Source organism: Micromonospora psammae, assembly GCF_036902725.1.
Taxonomy (GTDB): domain Bacteria; phylum Actinomycetota; class Actinomycetes; order Mycobacteriales; family Micromonosporaceae; genus Micromonospora.
The window spans coordinates 1-26,709 of the sequence record NZ_JBAKHM010000011.1; the positions used below are offsets into that span (position 1 = coordinate 1).

General features: G+C 74.6%; 27 protein-coding genes. 14 read left to right on the forward strand and 13 right to left on the reverse strand.

Translation table 11 applies throughout. The annotated features are described in order from the left end of the window. A partial coding sequence (locus tag V6U79_RS15120) for an NADH-quinone oxidoreductase subunit C (RefSeq protein ID WP_334615003.1) occupies nt 1-649 on the reverse strand: 649 nt, incomplete at its 3' end. A 105-nt stretch (nt 650-754) separates the two neighbouring features. Here V6U79_RS15120 and V6U79_RS15125 point away from each other — a divergent pair. Then, a complete protein-coding gene (locus V6U79_RS15125) occupies nt 755-1,801 on the forward strand; it encodes a glucose 1-dehydrogenase (RefSeq protein WP_334532752.1) in 1,047 nt (348 codons plus the stop codon). Between the two features lie 18 nt (nt 1,802-1,819). Here V6U79_RS15125 and V6U79_RS15130 read toward each other — a convergent pair whose 3' ends face one another. Further along, on the reverse strand, nt 1,820-3,136 hold the full coding sequence (locus V6U79_RS15130) for a DUF2252 domain-containing protein (protein ID WP_334615004.1): 1,317 nt from the start codon (nt 3,134-3,136) through the stop codon (nt 1,820-1,822). A 283-nt stretch (nt 3,137-3,419) separates the two neighbouring features. Further along, nucleotides 3,420-4,001: an NADH-quinone oxidoreductase subunit B gene (locus tag V6U79_RS15135; protein WP_334532757.1), complete on the reverse strand. Its 582-nt coding sequence runs from the start codon at nt 3,999-4,001 to the stop codon at nt 3,420-3,422. Nucleotides 4,002-4,181: 180 nt separating this feature from the next. Between V6U79_RS15135 and V6U79_RS15140 the strand changes: the two genes are divergently transcribed. After that, on the forward strand, nt 4,182-4,742 hold the full coding sequence (locus V6U79_RS15140; protein WP_334615005.1) for an RNA polymerase sigma factor: 561 nt from the start codon (nt 4,182-4,184) through the stop codon (nt 4,740-4,742). Beyond that, entirely contained in the window at nt 4,735-5,952 is a 1,218-nt protein-coding gene (locus tag V6U79_RS15145) for a hypothetical protein (RefSeq protein WP_334615006.1), read from the forward strand. Before V6U79_RS15140 ends, V6U79_RS15145 begins: the two co-directional genes overlap by 8 nt. A 40-nt stretch (nt 5,953-5,992) precedes the next feature. Here the strand turns inward: V6U79_RS15145 and V6U79_RS15150 are convergent, their stop codons facing one another. Genes V6U79_RS15150 through V6U79_RS15160 form a run of 3 tightly spaced genes read right to left on the reverse strand, consistent with a single transcriptional unit; the run spans nt 5,993 to nt 9,215 of the window. Then, nucleotides 5,993-7,450 (reverse strand): pyridoxal phosphate-dependent decarboxylase family protein, encoded by a 1,458-nt coding sequence (locus V6U79_RS15150; RefSeq protein ID WP_334615007.1) that lies wholly within the window; start codon nt 7,448-7,450, stop codon nt 5,993-5,995. Further along, nucleotides 7,447-8,868 (reverse strand): MFS transporter, encoded by a 1,422-nt coding sequence (locus tag V6U79_RS15155; RefSeq protein ID WP_334615008.1) that lies wholly within the window; start codon nt 8,866-8,868, stop codon nt 7,447-7,449. The genes V6U79_RS15150 and V6U79_RS15155 overlap by 4 nt, the downstream gene beginning before the upstream one ends. Before the next feature lie 32 nt (nt 8,869-8,900). Further along, the gene (locus V6U79_RS15160) at nt 8,901-9,215 is read right to left on the reverse strand and encodes an MGMT family protein (RefSeq protein WP_334532772.1); all 315 of its coding nucleotides are present in this window, start codon (nt 9,213-9,215) and stop codon (nt 8,901-8,903) included. A gap of 13 nt (nt 9,216-9,228) precedes the next feature. On the opposite strand from V6U79_RS15160, the gene proB reads away from it, so the two are divergent. The 8 genes from proB to V6U79_RS15200 all read left to right on the forward strand — a co-directional run bounded on the left by proB (nt 9,229) and on the right by V6U79_RS15200 (nt 14,801). Next, nucleotides 9,229-10,386, forward strand: a complete 1,158-nt coding sequence (proB, locus tag V6U79_RS15165; RefSeq protein ID WP_442933384.1) for a glutamate 5-kinase — start codon at nt 9,229-9,231, stop codon at nt 10,384-10,386. A gap of 47 nt (nt 10,387-10,433) precedes the next feature. Beyond that, nucleotides 10,434-11,678 carry a glutamate-5-semialdehyde dehydrogenase gene (locus V6U79_RS15170; RefSeq protein WP_334532778.1) on the forward strand — a complete coding sequence of 415 codons (1,245 nt, stop codon included), beginning with the start codon at nt 10,434-10,436 and terminating at the stop codon, nt 11,676-11,678. 85 nt (nt 11,679-11,763) lie between these two features. Continuing rightward, a complete protein-coding gene (locus tag V6U79_RS15175; protein WP_334532781.1) occupies nt 11,764-12,165 on the forward strand; it encodes a YbaB/EbfC family nucleoid-associated protein in 402 nt (133 codons plus the stop codon). A gap of 2 nt (nt 12,166-12,167) precedes the next feature. Next, nucleotides 12,168-12,494, forward strand: a complete 327-nt coding sequence (locus tag V6U79_RS15180) for a hypothetical protein (protein WP_334615009.1) — start codon at nt 12,168-12,170, stop codon at nt 12,492-12,494. 32 nt (nt 12,495-12,526) lie between these two features. Continuing rightward, a complete protein-coding gene (locus V6U79_RS15185) occupies nt 12,527-13,021 on the forward strand; it encodes a WXG100 family type VII secretion target (protein ID WP_334532787.1) in 495 nt (164 codons plus the stop codon). Beyond that, nucleotides 13,014-13,643, forward strand: a complete 630-nt coding sequence (locus tag V6U79_RS15190; protein ID WP_334615010.1) for a hypothetical protein — start codon at nt 13,014-13,016, stop codon at nt 13,641-13,643. Before V6U79_RS15185 ends, V6U79_RS15190 begins: the two co-directional genes overlap by 8 nt. Then, a complete protein-coding gene (locus V6U79_RS15195; protein ID WP_334615011.1) occupies nt 13,640-14,257 on the forward strand; it encodes a hypothetical protein in 618 nt (205 codons plus the stop codon). The genes V6U79_RS15190 and V6U79_RS15195 overlap by 4 nt, the downstream gene beginning before the upstream one ends. A gap of 28 nt (nt 14,258-14,285) precedes the next feature. Further along, nucleotides 14,286-14,801 carry an SUKH-4 family immunity protein gene (locus tag V6U79_RS15200; protein WP_334615012.1) on the forward strand — a complete coding sequence of 172 codons (516 nt, stop codon included), beginning with the start codon at nt 14,286-14,288 and terminating at the stop codon, nt 14,799-14,801. Here the strand turns inward: V6U79_RS15200 and V6U79_RS15205 are convergent. From V6U79_RS15205 to V6U79_RS15230, 6 genes are all read right to left on the reverse strand, one after another. Beyond that, nucleotides 14,785-15,612, reverse strand: a complete 828-nt coding sequence (locus V6U79_RS15205; RefSeq protein WP_334532858.1) for a prenyltransferase/squalene oxidase repeat-containing protein — start codon at nt 15,610-15,612, stop codon at nt 14,785-14,787. The genes V6U79_RS15200 and V6U79_RS15205 overlap by 17 nt on opposite strands. Before the next feature lie 131 nt (nt 15,613-15,743). Continuing rightward, nucleotides 15,744-16,964, reverse strand: a complete 1,221-nt coding sequence (gene moeZ, locus V6U79_RS15210; RefSeq protein ID WP_334532794.1) for an adenylyltransferase/sulfurtransferase MoeZ — start codon at nt 16,962-16,964, stop codon at nt 15,744-15,746. 70 nt (nt 16,965-17,034) lie between these two features. Then, nucleotides 17,035-17,895 carry a DUF3152 domain-containing protein gene (locus V6U79_RS15215; protein ID WP_334615013.1) on the reverse strand — a complete coding sequence of 287 codons (861 nt, stop codon included), beginning with the start codon at nt 17,893-17,895 and terminating at the stop codon, nt 17,035-17,037. An 83-nt stretch (nt 17,896-17,978) separates the two neighbouring features. After that, nucleotides 17,979-18,854, reverse strand: coding sequence for a DUF3152 domain-containing protein (locus V6U79_RS15220; RefSeq protein ID WP_334615014.1), 876 nt, complete (start codon nt 18,852-18,854; stop codon nt 17,979-17,981). 5 nt (nt 18,855-18,859) lie between these two features. After that, complete coding sequence (locus V6U79_RS15225) at nt 18,860-19,834, reverse strand: alpha/beta fold hydrolase (protein WP_334532801.1); 975 nt, start codon at nt 19,832-19,834, stop codon at nt 18,860-18,862. A 51-nt stretch (nt 19,835-19,885) separates the two neighbouring features. Continuing rightward, nucleotides 19,886-22,846, reverse strand: a complete 2,961-nt coding sequence (locus V6U79_RS15230; protein WP_334615015.1) for a hypothetical protein — start codon at nt 22,844-22,846, stop codon at nt 19,886-19,888. A gap of 148 nt (nt 22,847-22,994) precedes the next feature. On the opposite strand from V6U79_RS15230, the gene V6U79_RS15235 reads away from it, so the two are divergent. Both V6U79_RS15235 and V6U79_RS15240 read left to right on the forward strand, forming a co-directional pair. Next, a complete protein-coding gene (locus tag V6U79_RS15235; RefSeq protein ID WP_334532807.1) occupies nt 22,995-23,633 on the forward strand; it encodes a TetR/AcrR family transcriptional regulator in 639 nt (212 codons plus the stop codon). Between the two features lie 65 nt (nt 23,634-23,698). Further along, nucleotides 23,699-23,926: a DUF3107 domain-containing protein gene (locus V6U79_RS15240; protein WP_334532810.1), complete on the forward strand. Its 228-nt coding sequence runs from the start codon at nt 23,699-23,701 to the stop codon at nt 23,924-23,926. 51 nt (nt 23,927-23,977) lie between these two features. Here V6U79_RS15240 and V6U79_RS15245 read toward each other — a convergent pair whose 3' ends face one another. Continuing rightward, nucleotides 23,978-24,646, reverse strand: a complete 669-nt coding sequence (locus V6U79_RS15245; RefSeq protein ID WP_334532813.1) for a ferritin-like fold-containing protein — start codon at nt 24,644-24,646, stop codon at nt 23,978-23,980. A gap of 292 nt (nt 24,647-24,938) precedes the next feature. Here V6U79_RS15245 and V6U79_RS15250 point away from each other — a divergent pair, with 292 nt between their 5' ends. Next, a complete protein-coding gene (locus V6U79_RS15250) occupies nt 24,939-26,666 on the forward strand; it encodes a DEAD/DEAH box helicase (protein WP_334532817.1) in 1,728 nt (575 codons plus the stop codon). Nucleotides 26,667-26,709: the final 43 nt, after the last annotated feature.

A 26,709-nucleotide genomic window follows, 5' to 3' on the forward strand; every position in this document is an offset into this window, starting at 1 on the left:
CGGGCTCCCGGGGCGGGCCGCGCGGCGGGGGTGGGCGAGGGCCCTCGCCCACCCCCGCCGCGCCGGCCGGGGTGGGCGTGCCGCCCCACTCACCGGGTGCGGGCACGCCCGGCGGCCGGATCTGGCGGCGACCGCCGCCCGCCTCCGACTCGCCCGGCTCCTTCGCGCCCGGCCACGGCTTGGCCACCCGGGAGGCGAGGACGAACTCCTTGCGCAGCGGATGCCCCTCGAACTCCGGCGGCAGCAGCAACGGCGCCAGGTCGCCGTGGCCGGCGAAGTCGATGCCGAACATCTCGTACGTCTCCCGCTCGTGCCAGGCGGCGCCGGGGTAGACGTCGACCACCGACGCCACGATCGGCGACTCGCGGGGCACCCGGGTGCGCAGCAGCACCCCGTGCCGGCGGGTGGTCGACCAGAGGTGCGCCACCACGTCGAAGCCGGCGGCCAGCTCGTCGACGGCGGAGAGCCAGTCGAAGAAGTCGCAGCCCAGCTCGGCGTCGTCCCGCGCCGCGCGCAACGCGTCCGCCCAGGCCGCTGGGGGTACGTCGACGGTGGCGCGGGCGTACCCCTGACCGCCGGAGACCGACGCGGTGGCCTCCACCGGCGCGAGCAGCGCGGCCATCCGCTGGCCGACCTCTTCCGGAGTCATGCCGCTGATCCTAGGGCCGACGGCCCGGGACCGGGTCGGGCCGCCCGGCGCAAGCATCTGCCGCTTTGCCCGGCGGGCGACCGCCCGACCGGGAAGGATGAGGGCGTGCGAGCTGTGACTGTCTCTCCCGGCATGCCCGATTCGCTGCGGCTGGTCGAGGACTGGCCGGAACCTCCCACCGAGGAGGGCGAGATCCTGGTCGAAGCCCTGGCGGTGGGGATCTGCGGCACCGACCTCGAGATCGTCTCCGGCGCCTACGGGGAGGCCCCGCCCGGCCAGGACCGCCTCGTGCTGGGGCACGAGGCGTTGGGCCGCGTGCTGGAGGACCCGACCGGCACCCTGCGACCCGGCGACCTGGTCGCCGGCGTGGTGCGGCGCCCCGACCCGGTGCCCTGCCCGAACTGCGCGGTCGACGAATGGGACATGTGCCGCAACGGGCAGTACACCGAGCACGGCATCAAGGGCCTCCACGGCTTCACCCGGGAGCGGTGGCGGATCCAGCCGAAGTACGCCGTCCCGCTGGACCCGGCCCTCGCCTCCGTCGGGATGCTGCTGGAACCGACCAGCGTGGTGGCGAAGGCGTGGGACCACATCGATCAGATCGGCGCCCGCGCCCTGTGGCAGCCGCAGACCGCGCTGATCACCGGGGCCGGACCGATCGGCCTGCTCGCCGCGCTGCTCGCCACCCAGCGCGGCCTGACCGTGCACGTGCTCGACCGGAACACCACCGGGCCGAAGCCGGACCTGGTGCGGGGGCTCGGCGCGACGTACCACACGGTGCCGGTGGCCGAGTTGGATCTGCAACCCGACGTGGTGGTGGAGTGCACCGGCGCCCCGGTCGTGGTGCTGGACGCGATGTGCAAGGTCGGGCCGACCGGCATCGTCTGCCTGACCGGCGTCTCCAGCGGCGGCCGGGCCATCGACTTCGACGCCGGTGCGTTCAGCCGCTCGATGGTGTTGGAGAACAGCGTCGTCTTCGGCTCGGTCAACGCCAACCGCCGGCACTGGGAGCTGGCCGCCCAGGCGCTCGCCCAGGGCGACCAGTCCTGGCTGAACGCGCTGGTCACCCGCCGGGTGCCGGTGTCGGGGTACCTGGACGCGTACACCCACGCCAGCGACGACATCAAGGTGGTGCTGGACTTCACCGCCTGAGCCGCCGCGTCGGGCCGCTCAGATGCCGGGAAGCCGGCCGTTGCGGAACAGGTCCACGAAGAGCTGGTGGTCCTCCCGGGTCCGGACGCCGTACGCGTGCGCGAAGTCGACCAGGTGCGCGACGAAGCCGTCGCTGTCGGCGTCGACCGCCGCGACGATCGCCTCCTCCGTGGAGTAGTCGACCAGGTCGTGGCTGGACTCGTCGTCGGCGACCGAGTGCATCCGGGCCACCGCCCGACCCAGGTGCGACAGCACGCCGCTGAGCTCCTCCGCCTCGTTGACGTCGGCCCACTCCAGGTCGGCCGCGTACGGGGAGATCTCGGCGACCAGTTGGCCGACCCCGTCCAGCTCGGTGAAGCCCAGCCACGGGTCGGCGTACGCCTGGAGGGCCCGCTGCGACTCGGCCGTGCGGTGCCCCTGGTGCCGGAAGTAGCCGCGGACCCGTTCGTCGTCGATGTGCCGCGCCACCGCGGGCACCTGCGCCTGCTTCATGTAGAGCACGACGTCGTTCTCCAGGGCCTGGGTGTGCCCCTCCAGCAGCAGGTTGTACGAGGGCAGCCCGGCCGAGCCGATGCCCACCCCCTTGCGCAGCACCACGTCCTTGATGACCGCGGCGACCGGGCGCAGCCGCCGGGCGGACTCCGGCCGGGTGGCGAGGTAGTCCTGGTAGGCGGCGCAGACCCGCTCCCGGGTCTCGGAGTCGATCTCGAAGACGCCCTCGGCCAGGGAGAACCGGCGTTCGTAGTTGTCGATCGTGGTCTGCGTGGCGAGCAGCTCGACCCGGGTGTTCAGCCGGGCCTGCTGGAGCACCCGGAGCAGCACGCCGTCGGCGGTGTCCAGCGTGATCGAGCCGATCGCGTCGTCCCCACCGGTGGCGATCCCCCGCAGCTCGGCCAGGTACGACCGGGCGAAGACGTCGACCAGGTCGCTGATCGCCCGGTCGGAGAGAGCCTTCGCGTAGCCGAGCAGCGCCACGCTGGCGGCGAAGCGCTTCAGGTCCCAGGAGAACGGCCCGACGTACGCCTCGTCGAAGTCGTTGACGTTGAAGACGAGCTGCCCGGAGGCGTTCATGTAGGTGCCGAAGTTCTCCGCGTGCAGGTCGCCGTGGATCCACACCCGGCTGGTCCGCTCGTCGAGGAACGCGTCGTCGGCGAAGTCGCCGCGCTGGTCGGCGTAGAAGAGCGCCGCGCTGCCCCGGTAGAAGGCGAACGGGGAGGCCGCCATCTTGCGGAACTTGCGGCGGAACGCCGCCGGGTCGAGCGCCATCGACTCACCGAACTCCTCGGTGAGCACGTCGACGATGAAGGCGGAACGCCGGTCCGCGGGCTGGGTCATGGAGCGCAGGTTAGCCCCCGCCCGCCACCTCGGGGCCTCGTCCGACCGATCGGTCCCACCCGGCCGACGGGCCGCGACGGGGTGGCGGGGAGGCCATCCATCGATCATGCTGTCCGGGTCACGTGCGGGGGCCGCGACACCACGGTTGCAGCGGGCGACGGCCCTCGGACCGGATCAGCCGGCGCGACCCGCGTCCGGCCGTCGACGTGGAGGACCACCGCGCAGGCCGGCTGACCTGAACATGGCGGCCGCCGCCCGGACCAGCTCCGGGTGGCGGCCGTCTTCAGTCGACGGCCGGGGGGCGTACCGGTGCGGCGGTGAGCGACTCGACGGGGCGCGGGGCGGCGGCGTCACGGGGAGGGGCGTCGGTCGGCGCGGCGAGCGGGTCGGGGCGGGGCACCCCACCGACGCCCGACTGCTCGGCGGCGATCTTCTCCTGGAGGCTGAGGATGCCGTGCAGCAGCGCCTCCGGCCGGGGCGGGCAGCCGGGCACGTAGACGTCGACCGGGATGAGCTGGTCGACCCCCTTGGTCACCGAGTACGAGTCCCAGTACGGGCCGCCGCAGTTGGAGCAGGAGCCGAAGGAGATCACGTACTTCGGCTCGGGCATCTGGTCGTAGAGCCGCTTGATCGCCGGCGCCATCTTGTCGGTCACCGTGCCGGAGACCACCATCAGGTCGGCCTGCCGGGGGCCGTGCGCGAACGGGATCACGCCGAGCCGGATGAAGTCGTGCCGGCCCATGCTGGTCGCGATGAACTCGATCGCGCAGCACGCCAGGCCGAAGTTGAACACCCAGAGCGAGTAGCGACGGCCCCAGTTCAGCACGAACCGGATCGGCTCGCCGAGCACTGCCGGCACCTGCACGACCGCCCCCTTCCTGACCCTCACGGACAGTCAATCACAGCTGCCGCGCCCCCTCCGCACAGTGGGGTCGCGCGGAGGAACAGCCCGAGTCCGACGGCAGGAGCCCGCAACCTTCCCCACCGTCCGGTTGTCTGACCTTCGTCGAGGTGCACGGCGCCGCGACCGCCACGGGGAGGACGAATGAGTGTGACGAAAGACGTGCGGGTGGGCGAGCCGCCGCCGGACCCCCTGCGGGAGGCGGCGCCCGACCGGTCCGAGCTGGTCTTCGACGACTTCTACCACGCCCACTTCCGGGGCCTGGTCGTTCAACTCGCCGCCTACACCGGGGACCGCGGCCATGCGCAGGACCTGGTGCAGGAGGCCTTCTGCAAGGCGTTCGCGCGGTGGGACCGGGTGGCCGGCTACGACGATCCGCTGGCCTGGGTACGGCGGGTCGCCTGGAACCTCGGCCACAACCGGTGGCGACGGCTGCGCACCGCGCAGGCGTACCTGCTGCGGCAGCGGGAGACGCACGTCGCCGGGCCGACGCCGGACCGGGTGGCGATCGACACCGCGTTGGCCAAGCTGCCGGACCGGCAGCGCCGGGCCGTGGTGCTGCACTATCTCGCCGACCTCTCGGTCGCCGAGATCGCCGCCCAGGAACGGGTCGCCGAGGGCACGGTCAAGTCCTGGTTGCACCGGGGCCGAACGGCGCTCGCCGCGCACCTGCGCGACAGCGCCGAGGAGGTGGGAGATGTCTGAGTTGGGGAACGTCGACCTTGCCGGGGAGTTCACCCGGTACCGCGAGACGATGCTGGCCGAGGTCGAGGTGCCGGGGCCGGCGGAGGCCCGTCGGACGGTACGGCGCCGGCGGCGCCACCATCTCGCCACGGCCGCCGCGGCGGCGGTGGCGCTGCTCGGCGGGCCCGCCGTCGGGTACGCGGCCCTGGACCGCTCCGGCCCACCACCCGAGCCGGTACGCCCCACGCCGAGCGCGAGCCCGACGCCCACGCCCAGCGGCTCGCCGAACCCGACCGGGCCGCCCTCGCCGACGACCGCCAGCCCGAGCCGGACGGCCCCGGACGGGCGGATCAGCCGGCAGCAGCTGGCCGCCGCCCGCGTCGACCTGCCGGCGTGGCGGCCCGGCCCGGCCTGCCCGACGGACGGGGTCCGGTTGGCCGCCGAGGCCGGTAGCGCCCGGGAAAAGACGAACGCCATCGAGGAGGTCGAGACCGGCGACGTCGACGGCGACGGGGCGGCCGAGACGGTGGCGCTGATCCGGTGCGCGCTGGGCAGCGGTGGCCCCCAGCAGGCCGTCGCGTTCGACCGGGACGACGCGGGCCGCATTGTCACGGTCGGCCGGATCACGGCGAGCACCATCGAGCAGCCGCAGTGGTTGACCGGGCTGGACGTGCGCGCCGACGGCGTCGTCCGGGTGCAGGTCGCCGACCTGGCGCCGGGCGGCGGCTGGCCGGGCGACTGGTCACAACGGCAGTGGCGCGGCTACCGCTGGAGCGGCGAGCGGTTCACGCAGGTCGAGGGGCCGACCTCGTTCGGCCCGAACCCGTACTCCACTGACCTGGCGGTGACCGCGAAGGACCTGATCTTGGCCGACGACCCGACCGACGGCTCCCGGGTCGGCGCGATCCAGGTGCGGATCCGCAACCTCGGGGACCGGCGGGCCGACGCGGTGCCCCTCACGCTCGACCTGCCGGTGGCCCTGCTGCCGTACGGCTCCGCCTGGTCCGGCTGCGGCCCGGACCCCGGGCGGTACCGGCCGCCGCTGAGCTGCGACCTGGGCCCGGTCGAGGCGGGGGGCGAGCTGGTCGTCCGTCTCGGGGTGCGGCTGCCCCCGGGTGCCAGGCTGACGCCGGGCACGGCGGCGGTGCGGGGCGCCGCGACCGGTCCGGGTGGGTACAACCTGCTGGACCCGGACGTCGACAACAACGAGGACACGATCGCCTACCGGTGACGGGTCGGCGGGGGTGGCCGGCGGCGGCCACCCCCGCCGGTCACCACGTCGGGCGTTGCAGCAGGCCGACGAACTCCACCAGCAGCCGTTCCCGCAGCGCGGGCGGTGCCGCGTCGAGCAGGGCGTTCACCGTGGCCAGCCGCCCCGGCAGCGGGCCGGGGCCGGCGCCGAGCCCCAGCCCGGCGGCGAGGTCGGCGATCAGCTCCGGGGTCAGCGCGTCCGGGGTCAGCGAGGTCGCCAGCGCGACCAGCTCCGCCGGCAGCCGCACCGGCCCGGCCGCCCGGGCGGCGGCGACCGCGTCGGCCAGGTCCGGCCCGAACTCCGCCACCCGGGGCGCCACCGAGGCGGTCACCGTCAGGTGCACGCTGGCCGGCAGGCCGGCGTACCTCAGCTGCGGCTGGGTGTGCCAGCCCCGGGCGGTCAGCTCGTCGACCAGGACGAAGAGGTCCAGCTCCGGGTCGGTCGCGGTGAAGCAGACGACCGTGGACTCGGGTTCGGCCATCAGCCGCAGCCCGTCGACGTCGCGCACCGCGTCGGCCAGACCGGCGACCGCGTCCCGGGTGGCGGCGGCCAGCCGCAGGTAACCGGCGTCACCGAGGTGGCGCAGGGTGGCGTACGCGGCGGCGATCGGGCCGCCGGAGCGGGTGGAGGCGAGCACCGGGTTGACCATCGTGTACCCGGGCCAGTCGGCGTACGCGAAGTACTGCGGGGCGCGCAGCGCCGGATCGCGGTGCAGCAGCACCGAGACGCCCTTGGGGGCGTACGCGTACTTGTGCAGGTCCACCGAGATCGAGGTGACCCCGGCGACGGTGAAGTCGAACGGCGGCACCGGCGAGCCGAGCCGACGCAGGTACGGCAGGGTCCAACCGCCGAAGCAGGCGTCCACGTGGCAGCGGGTCCCGGCCGCCGCCGCGGCGGCGGCGATCTCGGCGACCGGGTCGACCACGCCGTGCGCGTACGACGGGGCGGAGCAGGCCACCAGCACGGTCTCCGGGCGGATCGCGGCGGCCACGTCGGCCGCCGACGGGCGCAGGGTGACCGGGTCGACCGCGACCGTGTCGAGGGTGACCCGGAGCAGGTGGGCGGCCTTGGCGAAGGCGGCGTGCGCGCTGGCCGGCACCACGATCCGCGGCTCGGCCAGCCCGGGCCGGGCGTCCCGGGCCGCCTTCACGGCCAGGATCAGCGATTCGGTGCCGCCGCTGGTGACGCTGCCGACCACGTCGGGGGCGGTGCCGCCGGGGCCACCGCCGAGCAGCCGGGCGGCGGCCCCGACCAGCGCGTTCTCCATCGCCAGCAGCGACGGGAAGGCGGTCGGGTCGAGCCCGTTGACGTGCGCGCTCAGCGCGTACGCGGCCGCCCCGAGCTCGTCGAGCCCCGCCACCCCCGGGTCGTACACGTAGGCGAACAACCGCCCCCCGTGCGTTGGCCGGTCCAGCGCCCGCAGCTCCCGAATCTCCGCCAGCACCCGCTCCGCGGGCACCCCGTTTTCGTCGATCATGGACTTGTGGTGCCTTTCTCGTGGCGATCAGCGGCGTTTCTCTCGGACGAGAACCGCATGATCGGCGGGGACGGGGGGCGGCGCCGGAGGAGGAGGGTCGCGGGGGCGATCAGGAGGGCGGGGAGGACGGTGAAGCCGAGCAGGACGCCGAGGCGGGCGGAGTCGGGTTGGGCGGCCGCGGTGCCGGTGTCGGAGGAGACGTAGCCGGAGAGCTGGAGGACCAGGCCGTAGATGCCGGGCCCGAGGGCCAGGCCGAAGGTCTCCCCGGCGGTCCAGAGGCCGGTGAAGACGCCCGCCTGGCGGCGGCCGGTACGCGCGGTCTCGTCCGCCACCCGGTCGGGGAGCAGGGCGAGGGCGAAGACCTGCTGGCCGGCGTACCCGATGCCGATCAGCGCGACCAGCGCGTAGACCGCGGCGGCGGGCAGCACCGGAGCGGCGACCAGGGCCAGCGCTCCGGCGGCGAGCAGCAGCGACGCGGCGACCAGTGCGGCGCGCTTGCCCAGCCGCGCGCCGACCCGGGTCCAGAGCGGCATCACCAGCAGCGCCGGCCCGACGAAGCAGGCGAAGAGCAGGGTGGGGCCGTTCGCCGGGTCGCGCAGGATCTGGTCGGCGAAGTAGCTGACGCCGGCCAGGATGGTCGCCACCCCCGCCGACTGGATCACGAAGCAGGCCAGCAGCGCCCGGAACGGTCGGTTGCCGGCGGCCACCGCGAGCTGGGCGCGCAGCGTCGGCTCGGTCTGCGTGACCGCGCCGACCGGCGCGGAGCGGGTGCCGAGGAAGGCGCCGACCGCGCCGAGGCCGATCAGGGCGGCGACGAAGAGGCCCATCCACCGGTGCCCGGCCAGCCCGTCGCCGCCGGCGGCGACCACCATCGGGGCCACCGCCCCGGAGACCAGGATGGCCAGCGCCAGCACCGCGATCCGCCAGCTCATCAGCCGGGTACGCTCCGCGCCGTCGTCGGTCAGCTCGGCGGGCATCGCCACGTACGGCACCTGGAAGAAGGCGAACGCGGTGGCGGTGGCCAGGAAGGCGACCGCCACGTACGCCCCGGCGGCCGGGCCGCTGCCGAACGGCGCGGCGAAGATGGCGGCGAAGATGACGGCGAGGGCCAGCCCGGCGCCGAGCAGCCACGGCCGGCGGGGCCCCCAGCGGGAGCGGGTCCGGTCGGAGATCCGCCCGGCGACCGGGTTGACCAGCACGTCCCACGCCTTCGGCAGCAGCACCAGCAGGGCCGCCACCCCGGCGGCCACGCCGAGGGTGTCGGTGAGGTACGGCAGCAGCAGCAGCCCCGGCACGGTGCCGAACGCGCCGGTGGCCAGCGAGCCCAGCGCGTATCCGGCGTGCACCCGGCGCGGCAGCGGGCCCACGACCGGCGTTCCGGTGACCGGGGAGCCGGCTGGTACGGGGGGCGCGTCCATGCGGCCGAATGTTACTCACGTTATGGCACCGGTCACATCCCCTCTTCCGGCCACCAACTCGCCGCCGTCATGTCCACCCCGGCGGGACGCAGCGGGCAGCCCTCGGCGCGCAGCCGCGCCCGCGCCTCCACCTCGTGTCCGGGCGGCAGCCGGCCGGCCGAGTTCACCACCCGGTGCCAGGGCACCCCGCCACCGTGCCGGGCCATGATCGACCCGACCAGCCGGGCGGAGGCCCGACCCGAGCGCTCGGCCAGGGCGTCGGCCACCGCCCCGTACGACATCACCCGGCCCGGCGGGATCCGCTCGACCAGCGCGAGCACCGCCTCCACGTACTCCTCAGGCGTCACGAGCTGCCACGATATGGGAACGCTGCCGGGGGCGGCCGGATCGGTCACGCAGAATGGGCGGGTGCGCGACGCAGTCACCTCGGCCCGGCGGATCGTCGTCAAGATCGGGTCGTCCTCGCTGACCACCTCGGCCGGTGGTCTGGACGACACGCGGGTCGACGCGCTGGTGGACGCCCTCGGCGCGCTCGCCGCCGACGGCCGCGAGGTGGTGCTGGTCTCCTCCGGCGCGATCGCCGCCGGCCTGGCCCCGCTCGGCCTGGCCCGGCGCCCCCGCGACCTGGCCACCCAGCAGGCCGCCGCCAGCGTCGGGCAGGGCCTGCTGATCGGCCGGTACGCGGCCGGCTTCGCCCGGCACCGGCTCACCGTCGGGCAGGTGCTGCTGACCGTCGACGACGTCACCCGGCGGGCGCACTACCGCAACGCGTACCGCACGCTGCGCAAGCTGCTCGACCTCCGGGCCGTGCCGGTGGTCAACGAGAACGACACCGTCGCCACCGAGGAGATCCGGTTCGGCGACAACGACCGGCTGGCCGCGCTGGTCGCCGCCCTGGTCGACGCCGACCTGCTGGTGCTCCTCTCCGACGTGGACGCGCTCTGGACCGGCGACCCGACCCGGTCCGGCAGCAGCCGGATCACCGAGGTCCGTGGCGAGCGCGACCTGGCCGGCATCGACATCGGCGGCGCCGGCCGGGCCGGGGTCGGCACCGGCGGCATGGTCACCAAGGTCGAGGCGGCCCGCATCGCGACCGGCTTCGGCATCCCGGTGGTGCTCACCGCCGCGCCGCTGGCCGCCGCCGCGCTCGCCGGCGAGCCGGTCGGCACCTTCTTCCACCCCAGCGACCGGCGCCCGGCCGCCCGGCTCTTCTGGCTGGCCCACGCCACCTCGCCCCGGGGCCGGCTGTACCTGGACCCGGGCGCGGTGCAGGCCGTGGTGGGGCGGCGCAAGTCGCTGCTGCCCGCCGGGATCACCGCGGTGGACGGCGCGTTCACCGCCGGCGACCCGGTGGACCTGGTCGACGCCGCGGGCGCCCCGGTCGCCCGCGGGCTGGTCAACTACGACGCGGTGGAGCTGCCCGGGCTGCTGGGCCGCTCCACCGGTGAACTCGCCGCGGCCCTGGGCCCCGCCTACGAACGAGAGGTCGTCCACCGCGACGACCTGGTGTTGCTGTAAGCCGGGCCCCTGCCGGCAGGGGCCCTCCCACACCTGAGGAGTGCAGCATGAGCGTCGTCGAGCAGGCGCGACGGGCCCGGGACGCCGCAGCGGAGCTGGCCGTGGCCACCCGTACGGTCAAGGACGCCGCGCTGGCCGCGATGGCCGACGCGCTGGTGGCGCGTACGGGTGAGATCCTGACCGCGAACGAGGCGGACCTGGCGGCCGGGCGGACGGCCGGGCTGAGCGCGGCCGTGCTGGACCGGCTCGCCCTCGACGCGGGCCGGGTGGCCGGCATCGCCGACGCGCTGCGGCAGATGGCCGCCCTGCCCGACCCGGTGGGCGAGGTGGTCCGCGGCTCGACGCTGCCCAACGGGCTGGAGCTCCGCCAGATCCGGGTGCCCTTCGGGGTGGTCGGCATCATCTACGAGGCGCGGCCCAACGTCACCGTGGACGCCGCCGGGATCTGCCTGAAGTCCGGCAACGCGGCGCTGCTGCGCGGCTCCTCGTCGGCGGCGCACTCCAACGCCGCGCTGGTCGCGGTGCTGCGCGACGCGGTCGCCGGCGCCGGCCTGCCGGCGGACGCCGTGCAGCTGCTCGACGCCGGCTCCCGCGACTCGGTGAAGGAGCTGATGCGGGCCCGGGGCCTGGTGGACGTGCTGATCCCGCGCGGCGGCGCGTCGCTGATCCGCACGGTGGTGGAGGAGTCGACGGTGCCGGTGATCGAGACCGGGGTGGGCAACTGCCACGTTTACGTCGACGCCGCCGCCGACGTGCCGAAGGCGGTCGCGGTCACCCTGAACGCGAAGACCCAGCGCCTGTCCACCTGCAACACCGCCGAGTCGCTGCTGGTCCACGCGGAGGTCGCCGGGGCGTTCCTGCCGGCGGTGCTGGCCGCCTTCGCCGAGGCCGGGGTCACCGTGCACGGCGACGCCCGGGTGGCGACGTTCTCCGACGCGGTGGTGCCGGCCACCGACGAGGACTTCGCCACCGAGTACCTCTCGGCGGACATCTCTGTCGCCGTGGTCGACTCGCTCGACGCGGCGGTCGCGCACATCCGGCGGTACGGCACCGGCCACACCGAGGCCATCGTCACCGACTCGGCGACGGCGGCCCGGGAGTTCGTGGCCCGGGTGGACGCGGCGGCGGTGATGGTGAACGCGTCGACCCGGTTCACCGACGGCGGCGAGTTCGGCTTCGGCGCCGAGATCGGCATCTCGACGCAGAAGCTGCACGCCCGCGGCCCGATGGGGCTGCCCGAGCTGACCTCCACGAAGTACGTGGTCACCGGGGACGGCCACCTGCGCGGCTGACGGTCCCCGATGGAGGGTGACCCGACGGTCGCACCGGGTCGCTAGGCTGGTGCCCGGTTCGGCACTGCTCGGCTGGGGAGGCGGCATGCTGGGCGAGAGCGCCCTGGAGCAGCAACTGGCGGAGGCACGCGCCGCGCTGCGGGAGGTGAGCCGCACCGTGGTCCCGCCGGAGCGGGTCGAGTCGGTGGCCGAGGCCGCCGACGGGCGGATCCGGGTCACGGTCGGCGTCGACGGTCGGCTCAGCGCGGTCGACCTCGATTCCCGGGTGCTCCGGGAGGGCTCGGAGTACCTCGCCGACGAGCTGCGGCGGGCGGTGAACGCGGCGCTCGACGGCCAGGCCGAAGCGGTCGCCGGCACCGAGCCGATGCCCGACCTGGCCGCGATGACCGCCACCGTGGAGCGCCTCCAGGACCAGAGTCTGCGCCAGATGCGAGAGATCAGCACCGCGATCAGCGAGACCATGCGCAAGCTTCAGCAGCGGAGTTGACCGTGGAACCGCTCGATGTGGACATCGACGCCCTGCGCCAGGGGGCGGACCAGCTCGCCCAGGCCAAGGAGAGCGTCCGCCAGGCGTTCGAGGCCTTCCAGGCGGCGGCGGGCGGCTACGCCGACGCCTTCGGCGGCGACGGGATCGGCATGCTGTTGAGCGTGGGACACCAGGCCTGCCTGGAGGCGCTCACCGAGTGCTTCAGCACCAACGTCGCCGAGCTGGAGAGCTACGCGGACGGCCTGAAGGGGATGGCCGAGAGCTACCGGGAGATCGAGGAGGGCGTCAGCGCCTCGTTCCGCTCGATCCTCGGCTCACTGGGTGGCTGAACCGCCACCGACGGACGACGAAGGGGGCCGGTGTGGGTCTGACGCTGCCGGGTGAACTCGCCTCGCTGCTCTCCATGATCGGGTACGACTGGCCGGAGTCCGACGAGACCGCGATCTTCCGGCTCGCCGGCGAGTGGACCGGCATGGCCGACCGGATCAACGGCTCGGTCGCCCAGCTGGAGTCGGCGGCGCGGACCGTGCTCGACACCAATCGGGGAGAGAGCTTCACCGCGTTCGCCAGTGAGTGGAACGACAAGGAGTCGGCGGCCCGGAACATCGCCGACGCCGCCAACCCGGCGAGCGTCATCGGGATCGGGCTGATGGCCGCCGCCGGTGTGGTGCTCGCCCTGAAGATCAACGTGATCATCCAGCTCGTGGTGCTGGCGATCCAGATCGCCCAGGCGATCGCCACGGCGGCGGTCACCTTCGGCGCGTCCCTGCTCCAGATCCCGATCTTCAAGGTGATCACCGGCCTGATCGTCGACGAGCTCATCGGCATGGCCGTGGACACGGTGCTCAATGGCTAAGAAGCGGACCAGCCCGCCCCGGCAGGCCCAGGCGAAGGGTGCCCGGATCGTCTCGGCGCACCTGGAGAACGCCGACGTGTTCCGCACCGCCAAGACGGCCGGGACCACGCCGAACGGCCCGGCGGTGCTGGTGCTGCGCAACCGGCCGGATTTCGACAAGCGGGACTTCGACCGCAAGGCCAAGGACCTGGTCCGGCTCGGCCAGGAGGGGCGGCTGAGCAAGGCGAAGTCGGACCGGACGGCCAACAACGTCTACCACCGGGGCGGCCGGGGAACCAGGCCGGGCACCCGAACCCGCACCAACGTCTTCCGGGACCGGGTGATCCGCCGGCTGACGAAGAACGAGCAGCTGACCCAGCAGCACGGTGACCGGACGACCAACCAGTACCTGGCCAACAAGGAACTCGTCGACCGCCTCTACGACGGCCGAGGGCCGATCCGGGCCCGGGGCGAGGGGTTGGACCCGGACCACGTCCACGAGCTGCAACTCGACGGAAAGGACGAATACGCTAACCTGAGGCTGATGGATGCCTGGACCAACCGCCAGATCGGCAGTGACATCTCCGTGGCGTTGCGCGACGTCCCCGAGGGCACCCCGATCATCGTGAAGGTCCTGCCATGACCCGGCCGGGCCCCGCCGTCCTCGCCCGGATCGCCGAGAAGCTGGAGCTGCTCACCCGGGTCGAGTCCGAGCACGGCTTCGGCGTCCGCATCGACGGGCCGGCGCCGCTGGAGCCGATCGCCGAGCTGCCCGGCGTCGCCGAGGTCTACAGCCTGTTCCGGCGCCTGGAGGGCGACAACTTCCGGTTCCACGCGCCGAAGGAGATCCGTACCCCGCAGGCCTGGGCGGAGGACGAGGTCGACCCGAGCGACCCGATGGGCAGCCCGCTGATCGTCGGGTACGAGATGGACAGCGTCCCCGCCGGCCTCCGCGCCGAGATCCGCGGCGGTGACCCGATCTACCTCGACCGGGAGGACCTGGACGTGTACTACATGGAGTCCAGCGCCTACGTCTACCAGTACGAGCATCCCGACGAGGACGTCGAGTTCACCGTCATCGCTCCCGACGTCGCCACGTTCTTCGACGAACACGTGCTCGGCCCCCGCTACCCGGAGCTGACGGCCGTCGTCCTCGGTCCCGCCGCCCCCGAGCAGCGGCTGCGCAAGGGCCGGCACGCAGGCGAGTACGCCGACAACTGGCGACGCCTGCTGATCGCCGCCGGCCTCTCCTCCTGAATCGCCCGTCGACCCGCGAAGGACCGTCATGGCAGCTGATCCCCGGTTCACGGCACTGTGGAGCGAGGACGAGCTCATCCCGTACCCGCGCGAGGCGTGGCTGGAGGGCGGGTTCAGTCCCGACCTGCTCCCCGCCGGGGACGAGATCCCGCTCGACGTGGCGGTCGTCTACACCGCCTTCCTCGAAGGCGACATCGAGCTGTACGACACCATCGCGCTCACCACTGAGGACGGTGCGCTGGACGTCCGCCTGATCGTGGTCGGCGCGGTCGCCGACAACCCCGACCTGCTCTACGTGCTCGACCCACGCACCGGGGAGATCCTCCAGTACGACCTGGACCAGCAGGACGTCCAGGGCGTCAACAGCGACTTCCGCACCTTCGTCGAGTTCCTCTACCAGTTCGCGCTCTTCGTCGAGGCCGACGAGGGCAAGGAGGGCCGGGCCGAGCGGGCCGAGGAGCTGCGGACCGTCCTGGAGAGCATCGACCCGGCCGCGTTCGCCCCGGACGCCTGGTGGCCGCTGGTGATCAGTCAGCTGAAGTAGGCCGGCAGGCCCGGATCACGGTCAGCGTGGTGTGCACGTCGAACTGGTGGCCGTCGTCGCTGTCCCAGCCGCCGTCACTGCGCTGGGTCTCGGCGAGCCGCTTGCGCGCCGACACCAGAACCCACTGCTCCTCGCCCACCTCGACCCGGCGCAGCGTCGCGGCCAGCGAGGCCACGTCCGCCGGGGACATCTGCGGCATCCGCTCGGCCAGCACCGCTTGGATCCGCGCCGACTCGTAGTACATCTGCTGGCGGTGCAGCACGGCCGCGCTCAGCCAGCCGGCGGCGAGGAAGGACGGCCAGCTGCCGTCCGGCGCGAGCTGCGCGGCGAGCGCCTGCGCCGCGGCCTGCACCACCCCGGCGTACGCGCCGCCGACCCGGTGGTCGAGTGGGCCGGCGGCGCGGGCGTCCAGGCCGGCCACGCTGAGCCAGAAGCCGGCGTTGGCGGTGAGGTAGAGGCGGGCCTCCGGGTCGCCCGGCCGGGCCCACTCCGGGGCGTCGTCGGCCAGCGCCGGGTCCTCGTCCCAGCCGCCGTCGGGCAGTTGCCGGGCGGCCAGCCAGTCCAGCGCGTGCCGGGCGGCGGGACGGCCGAGGGCGCCGAGGTCGTCCAGTTCGGCCAGTCGGAAGCAGGTCGCGTCGATCGAGCCGACCGCACCGCCGAGGGTCGCCGGCCAGCCGCCATCGGGCGTCTGCCCGGCCTCGGCGACGTCGAGCAGCTCCGGCGGCACCGGCGTACCGGATCGCAGCCGGGAGAGACGGGCACGGTCCACCGCGTCCCCGTGTGCCACGACGAAACCGATCGCGGCGTCCATGTCGACCACGCACACACGCTACCTGCGGAAACCCGATTCCGCTTCGGGGAATCGGCCAGCGCGGGCCGGCCACCGGGGGCGGGTGGGTCGGGAAGGGGCCCTCCGGTGTCGGAGAGCCCCTCCCCAAAACCTCAGTACGCGGGCAGCGACGGGTCGATCTGCTTGATCCAGGAGAGCACCCCGCCCTGGACGTGCACGGCGTCGCGGAAGCCGGCCGCCTTCAGCGCGGCGAGCGCCTCGGCGGAGCGGACACCGGACTTGCAGTGCAGCACGATCTGCTTGTCCTGCGGCAGCTTCACCAGCGCCTCGCCGGAGAGGATGTCGCCCTTGGGGATCAGCGTCGAGCCGGGGATGCGGACGATCTCGTACTCGGCGGGCTCGCGGACGTCGACCAGGAAGATGTCCTTCCCGGCGTCCTGCCACTCCTTGAGCTCGCCAGCAGTGATGGTCGAGTCGACCACCGCCTCCTGCGCCTCCTCGGAGACCGCGCCGCAGAAGTCCTCGTAGTCCTCCAGCAGGTCGGTGACCGTGGGGTTCTCGCCGCAGAGCACGCAGTTCGGGTCCTTGCGGACCTTGATCTTGCGGTACTCCATCTCCAGGGCGTCGTAGACCATCAGTCGACCGACCAGCGGCTCGCCGATGCCGGCGAGCAGCTTGATCGCCTCGTTGACCTGGATCGAGCCGATCGACGCGCAGAGCACCCCGAGCACGCCGCCCTCGGCGCAGGAGGGGACCATGCCGGGCGGCGGCGGCTCCGGGTAGAGGCAGCGGTAGCAGGGGCCGTGCTCGGCCCAGAAGACCGACGCCTGGCCGTCGAAGCGGTAGATCGAACCCCAGACGTACGGCTTGCCGAGCAGCACCGCGGCGTCGTTGACCATGTACCGGGTGGCGAAGTTGTCGGTGCCGTCGACGATCAGGTCGTACCGGGAGAAGATGTCGCGGACGTTCTCCCGGTCCAGCGCGGTGTTGTGGATCTCGACGTTGACCAGCGGGTTGATCTCGCGGATCGACGCGGCGGCGGACTCGGCCTTGGATCGGCCGACGTCGGAGACGCCGTGGATGATCTGCCGCTGGAGGTTGGACTCGTCGACGGTGTCGAAGTCGATGATGCCGAGCGTGCCCACGCCGGCGGCGGCGAGGTACATCAGGGCCGGCGAGCCGAGGCCACCGGCGCCGACACAGAGCACCCGGGCGTTCTTCAGCCGCTTCTGCCCCTCGACCCCGACGTCCGGGATGATCAGGTGGCGCGAGTAGCGGCGGATCTCGTCAACAGTCAGCTCGGCGGCGGGCTCGACGAGCGGGGGCAGCGACACGGTGGACTCCCCGGGATCGGCTGGTGCGAACCGCGTCATTGTCGCTCGATGCGGCGGTGCTCGGCCATGAGGAGGGACACGTCGCCCGACATTCGGGAGCGGGAATAACTCAGATGCCGGGAACGAGTTCGCCGGAGTGGAGCTCGCCGTCGAGGTACGGGAAGGCGTTGGCGACGCAGCCGTCCAGGCCGTACGTCTGCTGCTGCATCACCGGCGCCGGCTCGCCGGGGCCGGGACAGGCCTGGTGCTCCTCGCCCAGCTCGTGGCCGACCTCGTGGTTGACCACATAGGTCCGGTAGGTCTCCAGCGGTGCGCCGTAGTCGGGTACGGCGTCCATCCAGCGGGCCAGGTTGATGATCACCTGGCCGGGCAGCCGGCAGGAGGTGTAACCCTCGGTGCGCAGGCCGCCCTCGGCGCACATCTGCTCGGAGGTCGCCGGGGTGGCCAGGTAGACGGTGAAGTCCGCGGCGTCGTCGTCGGAGACCCGTTGCAGCCGCACCTCCCCGGAGGCGATCCAGCTCCGCGGGTCGGCCAGCGTCCCGTCCACGGCGGCGGCGAAGGCGTCCACGTCCTGGCCACTGCCCTGCTCGACGGCGACCCGGTAGCGGCGCAGCGGGCCGTCGAGGCCCTGGATCGCGGACCGGCCGTCGGCGGCGACGAAGCGGCCGGGGCCGCTGGTCGGGTAGCCGGCCGGGGCGGCCCGTTCGCCGGCGCCGTGCCCGTCGGGGGTCCGCCCACCGACCGGGGGCGGGGCGTCCGGGGGGCCGCCGTCGCCGACCAGCGTCAGCCCGGCGGCCGTGGTGGCGAGCAGGGCCAGCCCGACCACGAGGCCGCGGTCCCGCCGGCGCAGCCGGAGCAGGGCCGACCGGACCGCCCGACCGGCGTGGCTCAGTGCCGTGCGCGCCCCGCCGACCCGGCGCGGGCCGGCCGGATGGGGACGCTCGGGCGGGATCGGCTCGAAGGGCTCCACGTCACCAGCATGGCAGGCCAAACGGGCATATCAGCGCCAATCCCCCGCGATGGTGAGGATGTTTCACGGAACCTCGCCGCAGCTCAGACCGACGGCCCGCGGTACCGCCGCCCGCCGAGGTACGGCCACGGATTGGCCGTGCAGCCGTCCAGGAAGAGCGACTGCTGCTGCATCACCGGCGCCGGACGACCCGCCCCCGGGCAGCGCTCGTGCCGGTGCCCCAACTGGTGGCCCACCTCGTGGTTCACCACGTACAGCCGGTAGCCCGACAGCGGCACCCCGGCCCGGACGAAGTGCGGCACGGACGTCCGCCACCGGTCCAGGTTGATGATCACCTTCCCGGGCGCCCGGCAGGAGGTGTACGGCCGCCCGCCGACCCGGATGTCCACTCCCCCGGCCAGGCACATCCGTCCCGCCGTCCGTGCCGTGGCCAGGAAGACGGTGAACTCCGCCGGGGATCCGCCCGGCACCCGGCGCAACCGCAGCCGGCCGCTGTCCACCCAGCTCCCCGGGCCGGCCAGCGCCTCCTGCACCACGTCGGAGAAGTCGTGCACGTCCTCCCCGGCGCCGTTCTCGACGGCGACCCGGTACCGCTGCACCCGACCCGCCCGGCCCAGCGTCGCCCCGGGCCGGTCGTCGTAGCCGAAGCTGCCGCGCCCGGCGACGGGCACCGGGCCGGCCAGCCGGAGCAGCGGCGCCAGGACCGACGGGGACGGGCTCGCGGTGACGGCCGGCGACGGCGACGGGAACGGAGCCGGAGCCGGGGCGTTGGCGGCCACCATGCCGGCGTCGACCTCCGGCCGCTCCGCGGAGAGCGCCCCGCCGGCACCGGCGGCGAGGGCGAGCGCGACCAGCACCACCACCGGCCATCGGCGGGCCAGTGGGGTCGGTGCGGGCGAACGACGGGCGTGGCGGTGCGGCCGCTGGCGCCAGCCGCCGCGGCGGAAGAAATCGGGCATCCTGGTCAGGATGCCACGTCCGCCGGCCCGGTCGCCTCCCCCGTTTCGGCGAGTAGCCCGACCACCGCCCGCGCCACCGTGCGAGGCACCTCGAGCTGGGCCACGTGCCCCACGTCGTGCAGCATCAGCAGCCGGCTGTCCGGGATGACCCGGGCCGCCTGCGGGGCCACCCGCACGTCCACCAGCCGGTCCCGCATGCCCCCCACCACCAGAGTGGGCGCCTGGATCGAGGCGGCGATCCGCCACATCGACCCCGACCCCGGCAGGTACGACCGCAGGAAGCTGGCGACCAGCCCGCGGAAGGTCCGGACGTACGCGGCCGCGTAGTGGGCGGCCTCGTAGCGCACCAGGATCTCCTCCAGCGCCTCCTGGCGACGCTGTTCGCAGATCCGGCTCAGGTCGGCGACGCACGCCTCCATCGCCTGCTGGGCCATCAGCTCGGGGGCCAGCTGGGCCAGTCGCCACGCCGCCAGGCGCTCACCGCGCGGGATGGCCAGCAGCGGCAGCATCCGCCCCTGCAACGACCGGCGGAAGTCCAGGAAGGGCAGCGCCGGGGAGATCAGGGTGAGGGTCCGCACCAGATCCGGCCGTAGCCCCGCCACCTGCACCGAGACCGCCCCGCCCAGCGAGTTGCCGAACAGGTGCACCGGGCCCCGCCCGGAGTGCTCGATCCAGCGGATCACCCGCGCCGCGAAGGCCGGGATGGTGTACCGCTGGCCCGGCTCGCTGCGCCCGAAGCCGGGCAGGTCGATGGCCTGGCCGTCGAGCCGGTCGGCGAGCAGGCCGGCCAGGTCCGTCCAGTTCTGCGACGAGCCACCCAGCCCGTGCACGTAGAGCGCCGGCTCGGCGTCCGGCCGGGTGGCGGGGGTCTCCCGGACGTAGGTGACCGTGCCGTCGAGGCGGACCGGCCGGCCGGGCCAGGGCGGGGGGACGTGGTGCGGCGGCAGAAGGTGGTCGGGCCAGAGGGCGGCGCGCTTCATGCCTCCAGTCTTCCCGTCCCGACCCGTACCGCCACCGTGACCATGGCCGCCTCAGGCCAGCAGCGCCTCGAGACGACGGTTCACCGCGGCCAGCGTCGCCCGGACCACCGCCTGCCGGGGGTCGCCGGCGACCAGCGCCGAGCCGGCCAACTGCTCGACCCAGCCGTCGCAGACCAGCAGCACCACCACGGTGGCGACCTCGCAGTTGCCGAAGGGGACCACCGCGGCGTGCTCGACGAAGCAACGTCCCCGGTCGGCGTCCCGCTCCGCCCCGCGCAGCAACTGGTCCACGGCCGCCGCGGCGGCCACCGCGCAGAGCCGCAGGACGTACCCGTCCACGGCCGGCCCGGTGGAGTGGCCGGCGGCGACCTCGCCACCGGCGAGCAGGCGCACCTCCACTGTGGCGTCGAGGCCGAACGTGCTCACCTGCACGTGGTCGATCACCACCCGGGGCCCCGGCACGCCGCCGGTGTCCAGCGGGCGGGAGGGCGCGGTCTCCGTCGTGGTCATCTGCCCGCCGGAGTACGACGTGCCGCCCGTCACCGGGCTGCCGGTGGCCGGGACCGCCAGGCCGGCCGTCGCCTCCTCCACACTGGCCCGTCCCCGGTGGGCGGAGCCCTGCCGGCGCCGGCGGGCGACCCCGGTCATCGTGCCGGCGGGGTCGGCCACCGGGACCGCCCCCGGATCCTGCTCCCGGGGCACGGCCCGGCGCGGCTCCGCGTCGCCGGCCCGGTCCCGGGGTTCGCCGGCGCGCGGCTGCGGGGTACGGGACTCGGCGGCGCGACGGCGCAGCGGGGCGGCCGGCGACCCGGGGAGGTTCTGCGGGGCCGCGGCGAGGCCCATCCGCTCCTGGAGCAGGCGGGCCACCATCCGGCTGACCTCCGCCGGGTCGGCCCCGTCGGAGAGGTCGAGCCGCAGGCTGTGCGCGCCGGCCGGGGTCCGGCGCAGCGCCGCGTCCCGGACGCCGGCGACCTCCCGGACGGCGTCGAGGATGGCGTTGACGTCGAAGCCCTCCGGGCGTTCCCGCAGCGGGGCGGGCTCGTCCTCGCGGCGCAGGTGGGTGGCGATCCGGGCGAGTTCCGGTGTCTCGGCGGGTGGCTCCACGGCTGGCGGCTCCGGCACGACGGGCACGTCCGGTTCGGCGGGGACGCGCTGCGGCAGCACCGCCATGTCGCGGTCCGACCTCAGGTCGTCCACGGCCGGCTCGGACGTGGGCGCCGGGTCGGGAGCGGATCGGCGGGCCGCGTAGGGGGGTGCGCTCGTCGGTGCGGGCGCGGACGACGTGCGGTCCGGGCGACGTGCGCCGCTCGTGGCGGGGACCGTCGCGGCACCGGGACCGGTGGGGGTGGACAGGTGGCCGGGGGGTTCGGCCGGGGTCGGCTCCTCCGGCACGGACCGGAGCCGGAACGGCTGCTCGGCCCGCTCGGCGACCGGCCGCTCCGCCGGGGCCGGTGGGGCGCTGCTCGGCGCGGAGGATGCGCTGCTGGGCGCGGACGATGTGTTGCTGGGCGCGGGCGGGGCGCTGCTGGGCGCGGCGGCGCGACCGCCACCCCAGGCGGCCCGCTGCTCCACCACCGGGCGGTCACCGGCCGCGGCCCGGTCCGGCCCGACGGACCGATCCGACCCGAGCACCCGGCCGGCGGCGTCCCGGCCGGCGGCGTCCCGGCCGGCAGCGTCCCGGTCCGCGGCGAGAGCCCGGCCCGCGGCGTCCCGGTCCCCGGCGTGGGCCCGGTCCGCGGCGTGGGCCCGGTCCGCGGCGGCCCAGTCGGCGGCGGCCCGGTCCGCGGCGTGGGCCCGGTCCGCGGCGGCCCAGTCGGCGGCGGCCCGGTCGGCGGCGGGGGCAGCGGCTCGGTCCGGACCGACGGGACGGTCCTCGGCCCGGCCACGGTCGGCGCGGTCCGGGGCGGCGGGGCCCGGACCGGACTGCGCCTCCTGCGCGGGCGGCGGCTCGGGCTCGGAGCGGGTGACCTCGTACGGGCGCGGGAGTTCGGAGCGCACCGGCTCGTACGGCCGGGCCGGCTCGGCGCGCACCGGCTCGTAGGGGCGGGCCGGCTCGGCGCGCACCGGCTCGTACGGCCGGCTGGGCTCGGCGGCCCACTCGGCGCGGGCACGCCGCCCGGCCTGCTGGTCCTCCTCGCGCGCCCAGGACGGCGCCCAGCTGCCGCCCCAGCTCGGCCGGTTCCAGCTCGGACCGGTCCAGTCCGGCTCGTCGGCGGGCGGCGGGCGGTGCTCGGCGGCCGGCTCGGCGCGCTGGTCGGAGTCGGCGGGGTAGCGGTCCGCCCAGGCGGACGCTTCGGCGGCGCGCGGGTCGGGGCCGGCGGCCGGCAGCTCGGCGGGGAACCGGTCCGCCCAGGCGGGCGGTTCGGTGGCCCGGGCCGGTTCGGCGTCGGGTTGCGGGGCGTGGAAGCCGGGCGGCACCTCGAAGCCGGAGGGGGCGGTGCCGGGCGGCGGCACCTGCACGGCGGGCGGGGCGGACGCGGGGAAGTTCCCCTCCGACCAGCGGCTCACCCGGGGCCCCGGGGGCTCCTCGGAGAGGTGGCGGCCGGCGGCGTCCGGTTCCTGCTGCTCGGCCGGGGGCACCGGCCGCTGGGCCGGTACGACCAGCTGGTCGCCGTCACCGTCCCGGCGCGGCTCGACACCGTAGCGCGGGGCGTCGACGGGTGGGGCGCTCATCGGGGCGGAGCGGCGCAGTGGGGACTCCTCGTCGGGGTGGCTGACGCCGTTGCGCGGGGTGTGTCCGTTGCGCGGGGCCGGTTCGCCGTCGGCGGGCGGGCTGGAGAAGGGGGCCGGCAGGTCGCCGTGGTGCGGTGAGGAGGCGCCCCAGCCGGTGGTCGGTTCGGACCGGCGCCACGGGGCGGCGGGCTCGCGGCCCCTCGGGGCGTCCGCCCCGCCGGACCACTCGGTGGCCGGAGGTGCCCACCCGCTGGCGGAGCGGGCCGGGTCGTCCTGCTGACCCGTCCCGTCGCCGTGCTCTCCCGGGGTGGCGGCACCGGGTTGCCCTGTTTCACTCACCGCGCGCTCCTTGGTCGCCCCAGCTGAGGCTACCGTGTGGTGACAGTGGCGATAAGTTACAGCGGCGGGCCAATTCCGGGACCAGGTGAGAGCCCTGACCGGTACGGGGTAAAAGTGCCGGCTCGTACGAAGGAACTCGGAGGATCCCATGACCGCTGTGGGGAACGGTGCGCACACCGCCGGCCGGCCCACCCGCCTGCCCCGTTCGGCGCGCCGCAAGCAGCTGCTCGCCGCCGCGCAGGAGGTGTTCGTCGCGCAGGGCTACCACGCCGCCGCCATGGACGACATCGCCGAGCGGGCCGGGGTCTCCAAGCCGGTTCTCTACCAGCACTTCCCCGGCAAGATGGAGCTCTACCTGGCGCTGCTCGACACGCACTGCGACGCCATCGTCGCCAAGGTGCACGACGCGATGCGCGGGACCATCGACAACAAGGAGCGGGTCAGCGCCTCGGTGCGCGCCTACTTCGACTTCGTCGACCACGAGAGCGAGGCGTTCCGTCTCGTCTTCGAGTCGGACCTGCGCAACGACCCGGCCGTGCGCCAGCGGGTGGAGCGGGTCGAGCAGGGCTGCATCGCGGCGATAACCGACACCATCATCTCGGACACCGGCGTCAGCCGGGCGCACGCCGAACTGCTCGCCTCCGGCCTGGTCGGGGCGGCGGAGACGGCCGCCCAGTTCTGGCTGGCCGGCGGCCGCCAGGTGCCGAAGGCGGAGGCGGAGGCGCTGGTCGCCGCGCTGTCCTGGCGTGGGATCGCGAGCTTCCCGCTGCAAGGTGAGTCAGCCTGAACATCCGGCCCCGAGATCGGATAGCCTTCCCAACGGCGGCTCTTTCGCCCACCTGAGGAGGCACAGTGGAGGTCAAGATCGGCGTGCAGTACGCGCCGCGCGAGCTGGTTCTGGAGAGCGCGCAGTCGCCGGCCGAGATCGAGCAGATCGTGACCGACGCCTTCGGCAAGACCGAGGGGACGCTGTCCCTGACCGACGAGAAGGGCCGGCGGGTCATCGTGCCGGTCAGCAAGGTCGCCTACGTCGAGATCGCCGAGGCGTCCCCGCGGGCGGTCGGGTTCACCGTCCGCTGACCCGGTCCGGCGCCCGCGGCGGCCGAGCCGCCGCGGGCCGGGACCGGACGTTCAGTTGTTGAGGCCGACGGCGGTCATCCGCGCGGTGTGGTTGGCGGTGAGTCGGCGGAACAGCGCCGGCACGTCCGCCCCGTCCCGCACGATCAACGCGGTGAGCGCGCCCCGGTCGGCGGCGGCGACCCGGCCGGCCTGGGAGAGCGCCTCGCCGACCAGGCGCCGCGCCCACATGGAGAGCCGGTTCGCCACCCGCGGGTCGGCCTCGATCGCGGCCCGGATCTCGGCGGCGGCGAAGTCGGCGTACCGGGATTCGTGCAGCACGTCGCGCACCAGTTGCCGGTACGGCTCGTCCAGCCGGTCGGCGATCTCGCCGAGGAAGTCGTCGGTGATGGCGTCCCCGACGTACGCCTTCGTCACCGCCTCCAGCCAGTCCTTCGGTTCGGTGGAGTCGTGGTACGCCTGCAGCGGCGCCACGTACGGGGCCATCACGTCGTCGGGTGTCGCCCCGAGGGCGGTGAGCCAGTCCGCGAGCCGCCGGTAGTTGCCGATCTCGGCGGCGGCCATCTCGCTCAGCGCCGCCCGACGGCGCAGGTCGGGGGCGAGCCGGGCGTCGGCGGCCATCCGGTCGAAGGCGAGCAGTTCGCCGTAGGCGACCAGGCCGAGCAGGTCGACGACGGCGGCGGAGCCCAGCGGGGCGGATTCGGGGTCATTCGGGGCGGACACGAGCGCAGGCTACCGCCCCGGACGCCGACCCGACGGCCTGGCAGAGTGACCCAGGTCACAAATTTCACCCCCGGCGGAGGCGCGGTCATCGTGCTCAGGGCTGAGCGGGGAGCCGCTCGGGTAGGATGGAGCAGTTGCCGTGGGCGCCGATCTCATCGAAGTCCTGCCTACGGCGCGCGTGCGGCCCGGTCCGGCTCGGCGTTCACTGCCGCCGATCGCGTGGCCCGCGCCATACCGATCGCGCCCTGAGGACAAGACGGGGCGCACCACGAGAGGGCACCCCCAGATCCAGATGAGCGAGCAGATTCTCGAAGAGCTGGGTGGCCACGAACTGGCCCCCACCGCCCCGGTCCGTCCGGAGGCCCCCACGTTCGCCGCGCTCGGTGCGCGGCCCGAGACCGTCGAGGCCCTGGCCGCGGCGGGCATCACGCGCGCGTTCGCGATCCAGGAGTACGCGATCCCGATCGCACTGCGCGGCGTCGACATGATCGGCCAGGCGCCGACCGGCACCGGCAAGACCCTCGGCTTCGGCGTACCGCTGCTGGAGCGGGTCTTCGCCCCCGCCGAGGGCGGCGACGGCGTGCCGCAGGCGCTGGTCGTCGTCCCCACCCGCGAGCTGGGCATCCAGGTCGCCAAGGACCTGGCCGCCGCCGGCCGCACCCGGGGCGTCCGGGTGCTGCCGATCTACGGCGGCGTGGCGTACGAGCCGCAGATCGACGCGCTGCGCAAGGGCGTCGAGATCCTGGTCGGCACGCCCGGCCGGCTGATGGACCTGCAGAAGCAGAAGCACCTGCGGCTGGACCGGGTCCGCGCGCTGGTGCTCGACGAGGCCGACCGGATGCTCGACCTGGGCTTCCTCGACGACGTCGAGAAGATCCTGGCGATGCTGCCGGAGGACCGGCAGACGATGCTCTTCTCGGCCACCATGCCGGACCCGATCGTCACGCTGTCCCGACGCTTCCTGCGCCGGCCGATGACGATCCACGCCGGGCACACCGCCGAGACCGGCCCGTCGCCGCAGACCCAGCAGCTGGTCTACCGGACCCACTCGATGAACAAGGTCGAGATCGTGGCGCGGATCCTCCAGGCGGAGGGTCGCGGCCTCACCATGATCTTCACCCGCACCAAGCGGGCCGCCGACCGGGTCGCCGAAGACCTCGACTTCCGTGGTTTCGCGGTCGCCGCCGTCCACGGTGACCTGGGTCAGGGCGCGCGGGAGCGGGCGCTGCGGGCGTTCCGGGCCGGCAAGATCGACATTCTGGTCGCCACCGACGTGGCGGCGCGCGGGCTCGACGTCACCGGCGTCACCCACGTGATCAACTACGACTGCCCCGAGGACCAGGACACCTACACCCACCGGATCGGCCGCACCGGCCGGGCCGGGGCGACCGGTGTCGCGGTGACCTTCGTCGACTGGGACGACATGCCCCGCTGGCGGATCATCGACAAGACGCTGGGCCTGGAGATGCCGGAGCCGCCGGAGACGTACCACACCTCTCCGCACCTCTACACCGACCTGGGCATCTCCACCGAGGTGTCCGGTACCCTGCCGACCGCCGAGCGGACCCGCGCCGGGCTCTCCGCCGAGGTGGAGGAGGACCTGGGTGGCCGGCCGCGTCGCGGCGAGGGCGGTGCCCGGGGTTCCCGGCGCGGCGAGGGCCGGGGCCGGGGCGAGAGCCGGGGCCGGGGCGACGACCGCGGCCGGGGCGACGACCGTGGCCGGGGCGACGACCGTGGCCGCGGCGAGCCCCGCCGGGACAGCTCCGACGCCGGCACGCCGGCCGCCGGAACGCCCGTCGAGGGCACCGAGGAAGGCACCCGTACCCCGCGCCGCCGGCGTCGCCGCCGGGTCGGCGAGGGCGTCGCGGGTGAGGCCACCGCGGTGATCTCCTCGGGCGAGGGCGCCGCCGAGCCGGCCGCCGCCGCCGAGGGCGAGTCGTCGACCAAGCCGCGCCGCCGCCGGCGCCGTCGTGGTGCCGGTTCCGGCACCGGTACGCCGGCCGAGGCGACCGCCGACTGACCAGCGACACCCGACGTCCCCCGCACCGCCGACGCGGTACGGG

Bases quoted from the DNA above. Each gene is read 5' to 3' on its own strand.
- V6U79_RS15130 (WP_334615004.1), bottom strand. From the start codon at position 3,136: ATGACCCAGCCCGCGGACCGGCGTTCCGCCTTCATCGTCGACGTGCTC.
- V6U79_RS15190 (WP_334615010.1), top strand. From the start codon at position 13,014: ATGGCTAAGAAGCGGACCAGCCCGCCCCGGCAGGCCCAGGCGAAGGGT.
- V6U79_RS15225 (WP_334532801.1), bottom strand. From the start codon at position 19,834: ATGAAGCGCGCCGCCCTCTGGCCCGACCACCTTCTGCCGCCGCACCAC.
- V6U79_RS15220 (WP_334615014.1), bottom strand. From the start codon at position 18,854: ATGCCCGATTTCTTCCGCCGCGGCGGCTGGCGCCAGCGGCCGCACCGC.
- V6U79_RS15155 (WP_334615008.1), bottom strand. From the start codon at position 8,868: ATGGACGCGCCCCCCGTACCAGCCGGCTCCCCGGTCACCGGAACGCCG.
- V6U79_RS15195 (WP_334615011.1), top strand. From the start codon at position 13,640: ATGACCCGGCCGGGCCCCGCCGTCCTCGCCCGGATCGCCGAGAAGCTG.
- V6U79_RS15170 (WP_334532778.1), top strand. From the start codon at position 10,434: ATGAGCGTCGTCGAGCAGGCGCGACGGGCCCGGGACGCCGCAGCGGAG.
- V6U79_RS15140 (WP_334615005.1), top strand. From the start codon at position 4,182: ATGAGTGTGACGAAAGACGTGCGGGTGGGCGAGCCGCCGCCGGACCCC.
- moeZ (WP_334532794.1), bottom strand. From the start codon at position 16,964: ATGACGCGGTTCGCACCAGCCGATCCCGGGGAGTCCACCGTGTCGCTG.
- V6U79_RS15200 (WP_334615012.1), top strand. From the start codon at position 14,286: ATGGCAGCTGATCCCCGGTTCACGGCACTGTGGAGCGAGGACGAGCTC.
- V6U79_RS15145 (WP_334615006.1), top strand. From the start codon at position 4,735: ATGTCTGAGTTGGGGAACGTCGACCTTGCCGGGGAGTTCACCCGGTAC.
- V6U79_RS15235 (WP_334532807.1), top strand. From the start codon at position 22,995: ATGACCGCTGTGGGGAACGGTGCGCACACCGCCGGCCGGCCCACCCGC.
- V6U79_RS15250 (WP_334532817.1), top strand. From the start codon at position 24,939: ATGAGCGAGCAGATTCTCGAAGAGCTGGGTGGCCACGAACTGGCCCCC.
- proB (WP_442933384.1), top strand. From the start codon at position 9,229: ATGGGAACGCTGCCGGGGGCGGCCGGATCGGTCACGCAGAATGGGCGG.
- V6U79_RS15175 (WP_334532781.1), top strand. From the start codon at position 11,764: ATGCTGGGCGAGAGCGCCCTGGAGCAGCAACTGGCGGAGGCACGCGCC.
- V6U79_RS15205 (WP_334532858.1), bottom strand. From the start codon at position 15,612: ATGGACGCCGCGATCGGTTTCGTCGTGGCACACGGGGACGCGGTGGAC.
- V6U79_RS15150 (WP_334615007.1), bottom strand. From the start codon at position 7,450: ATGATCGACGAAAACGGGGTGCCCGCGGAGCGGGTGCTGGCGGAGATT.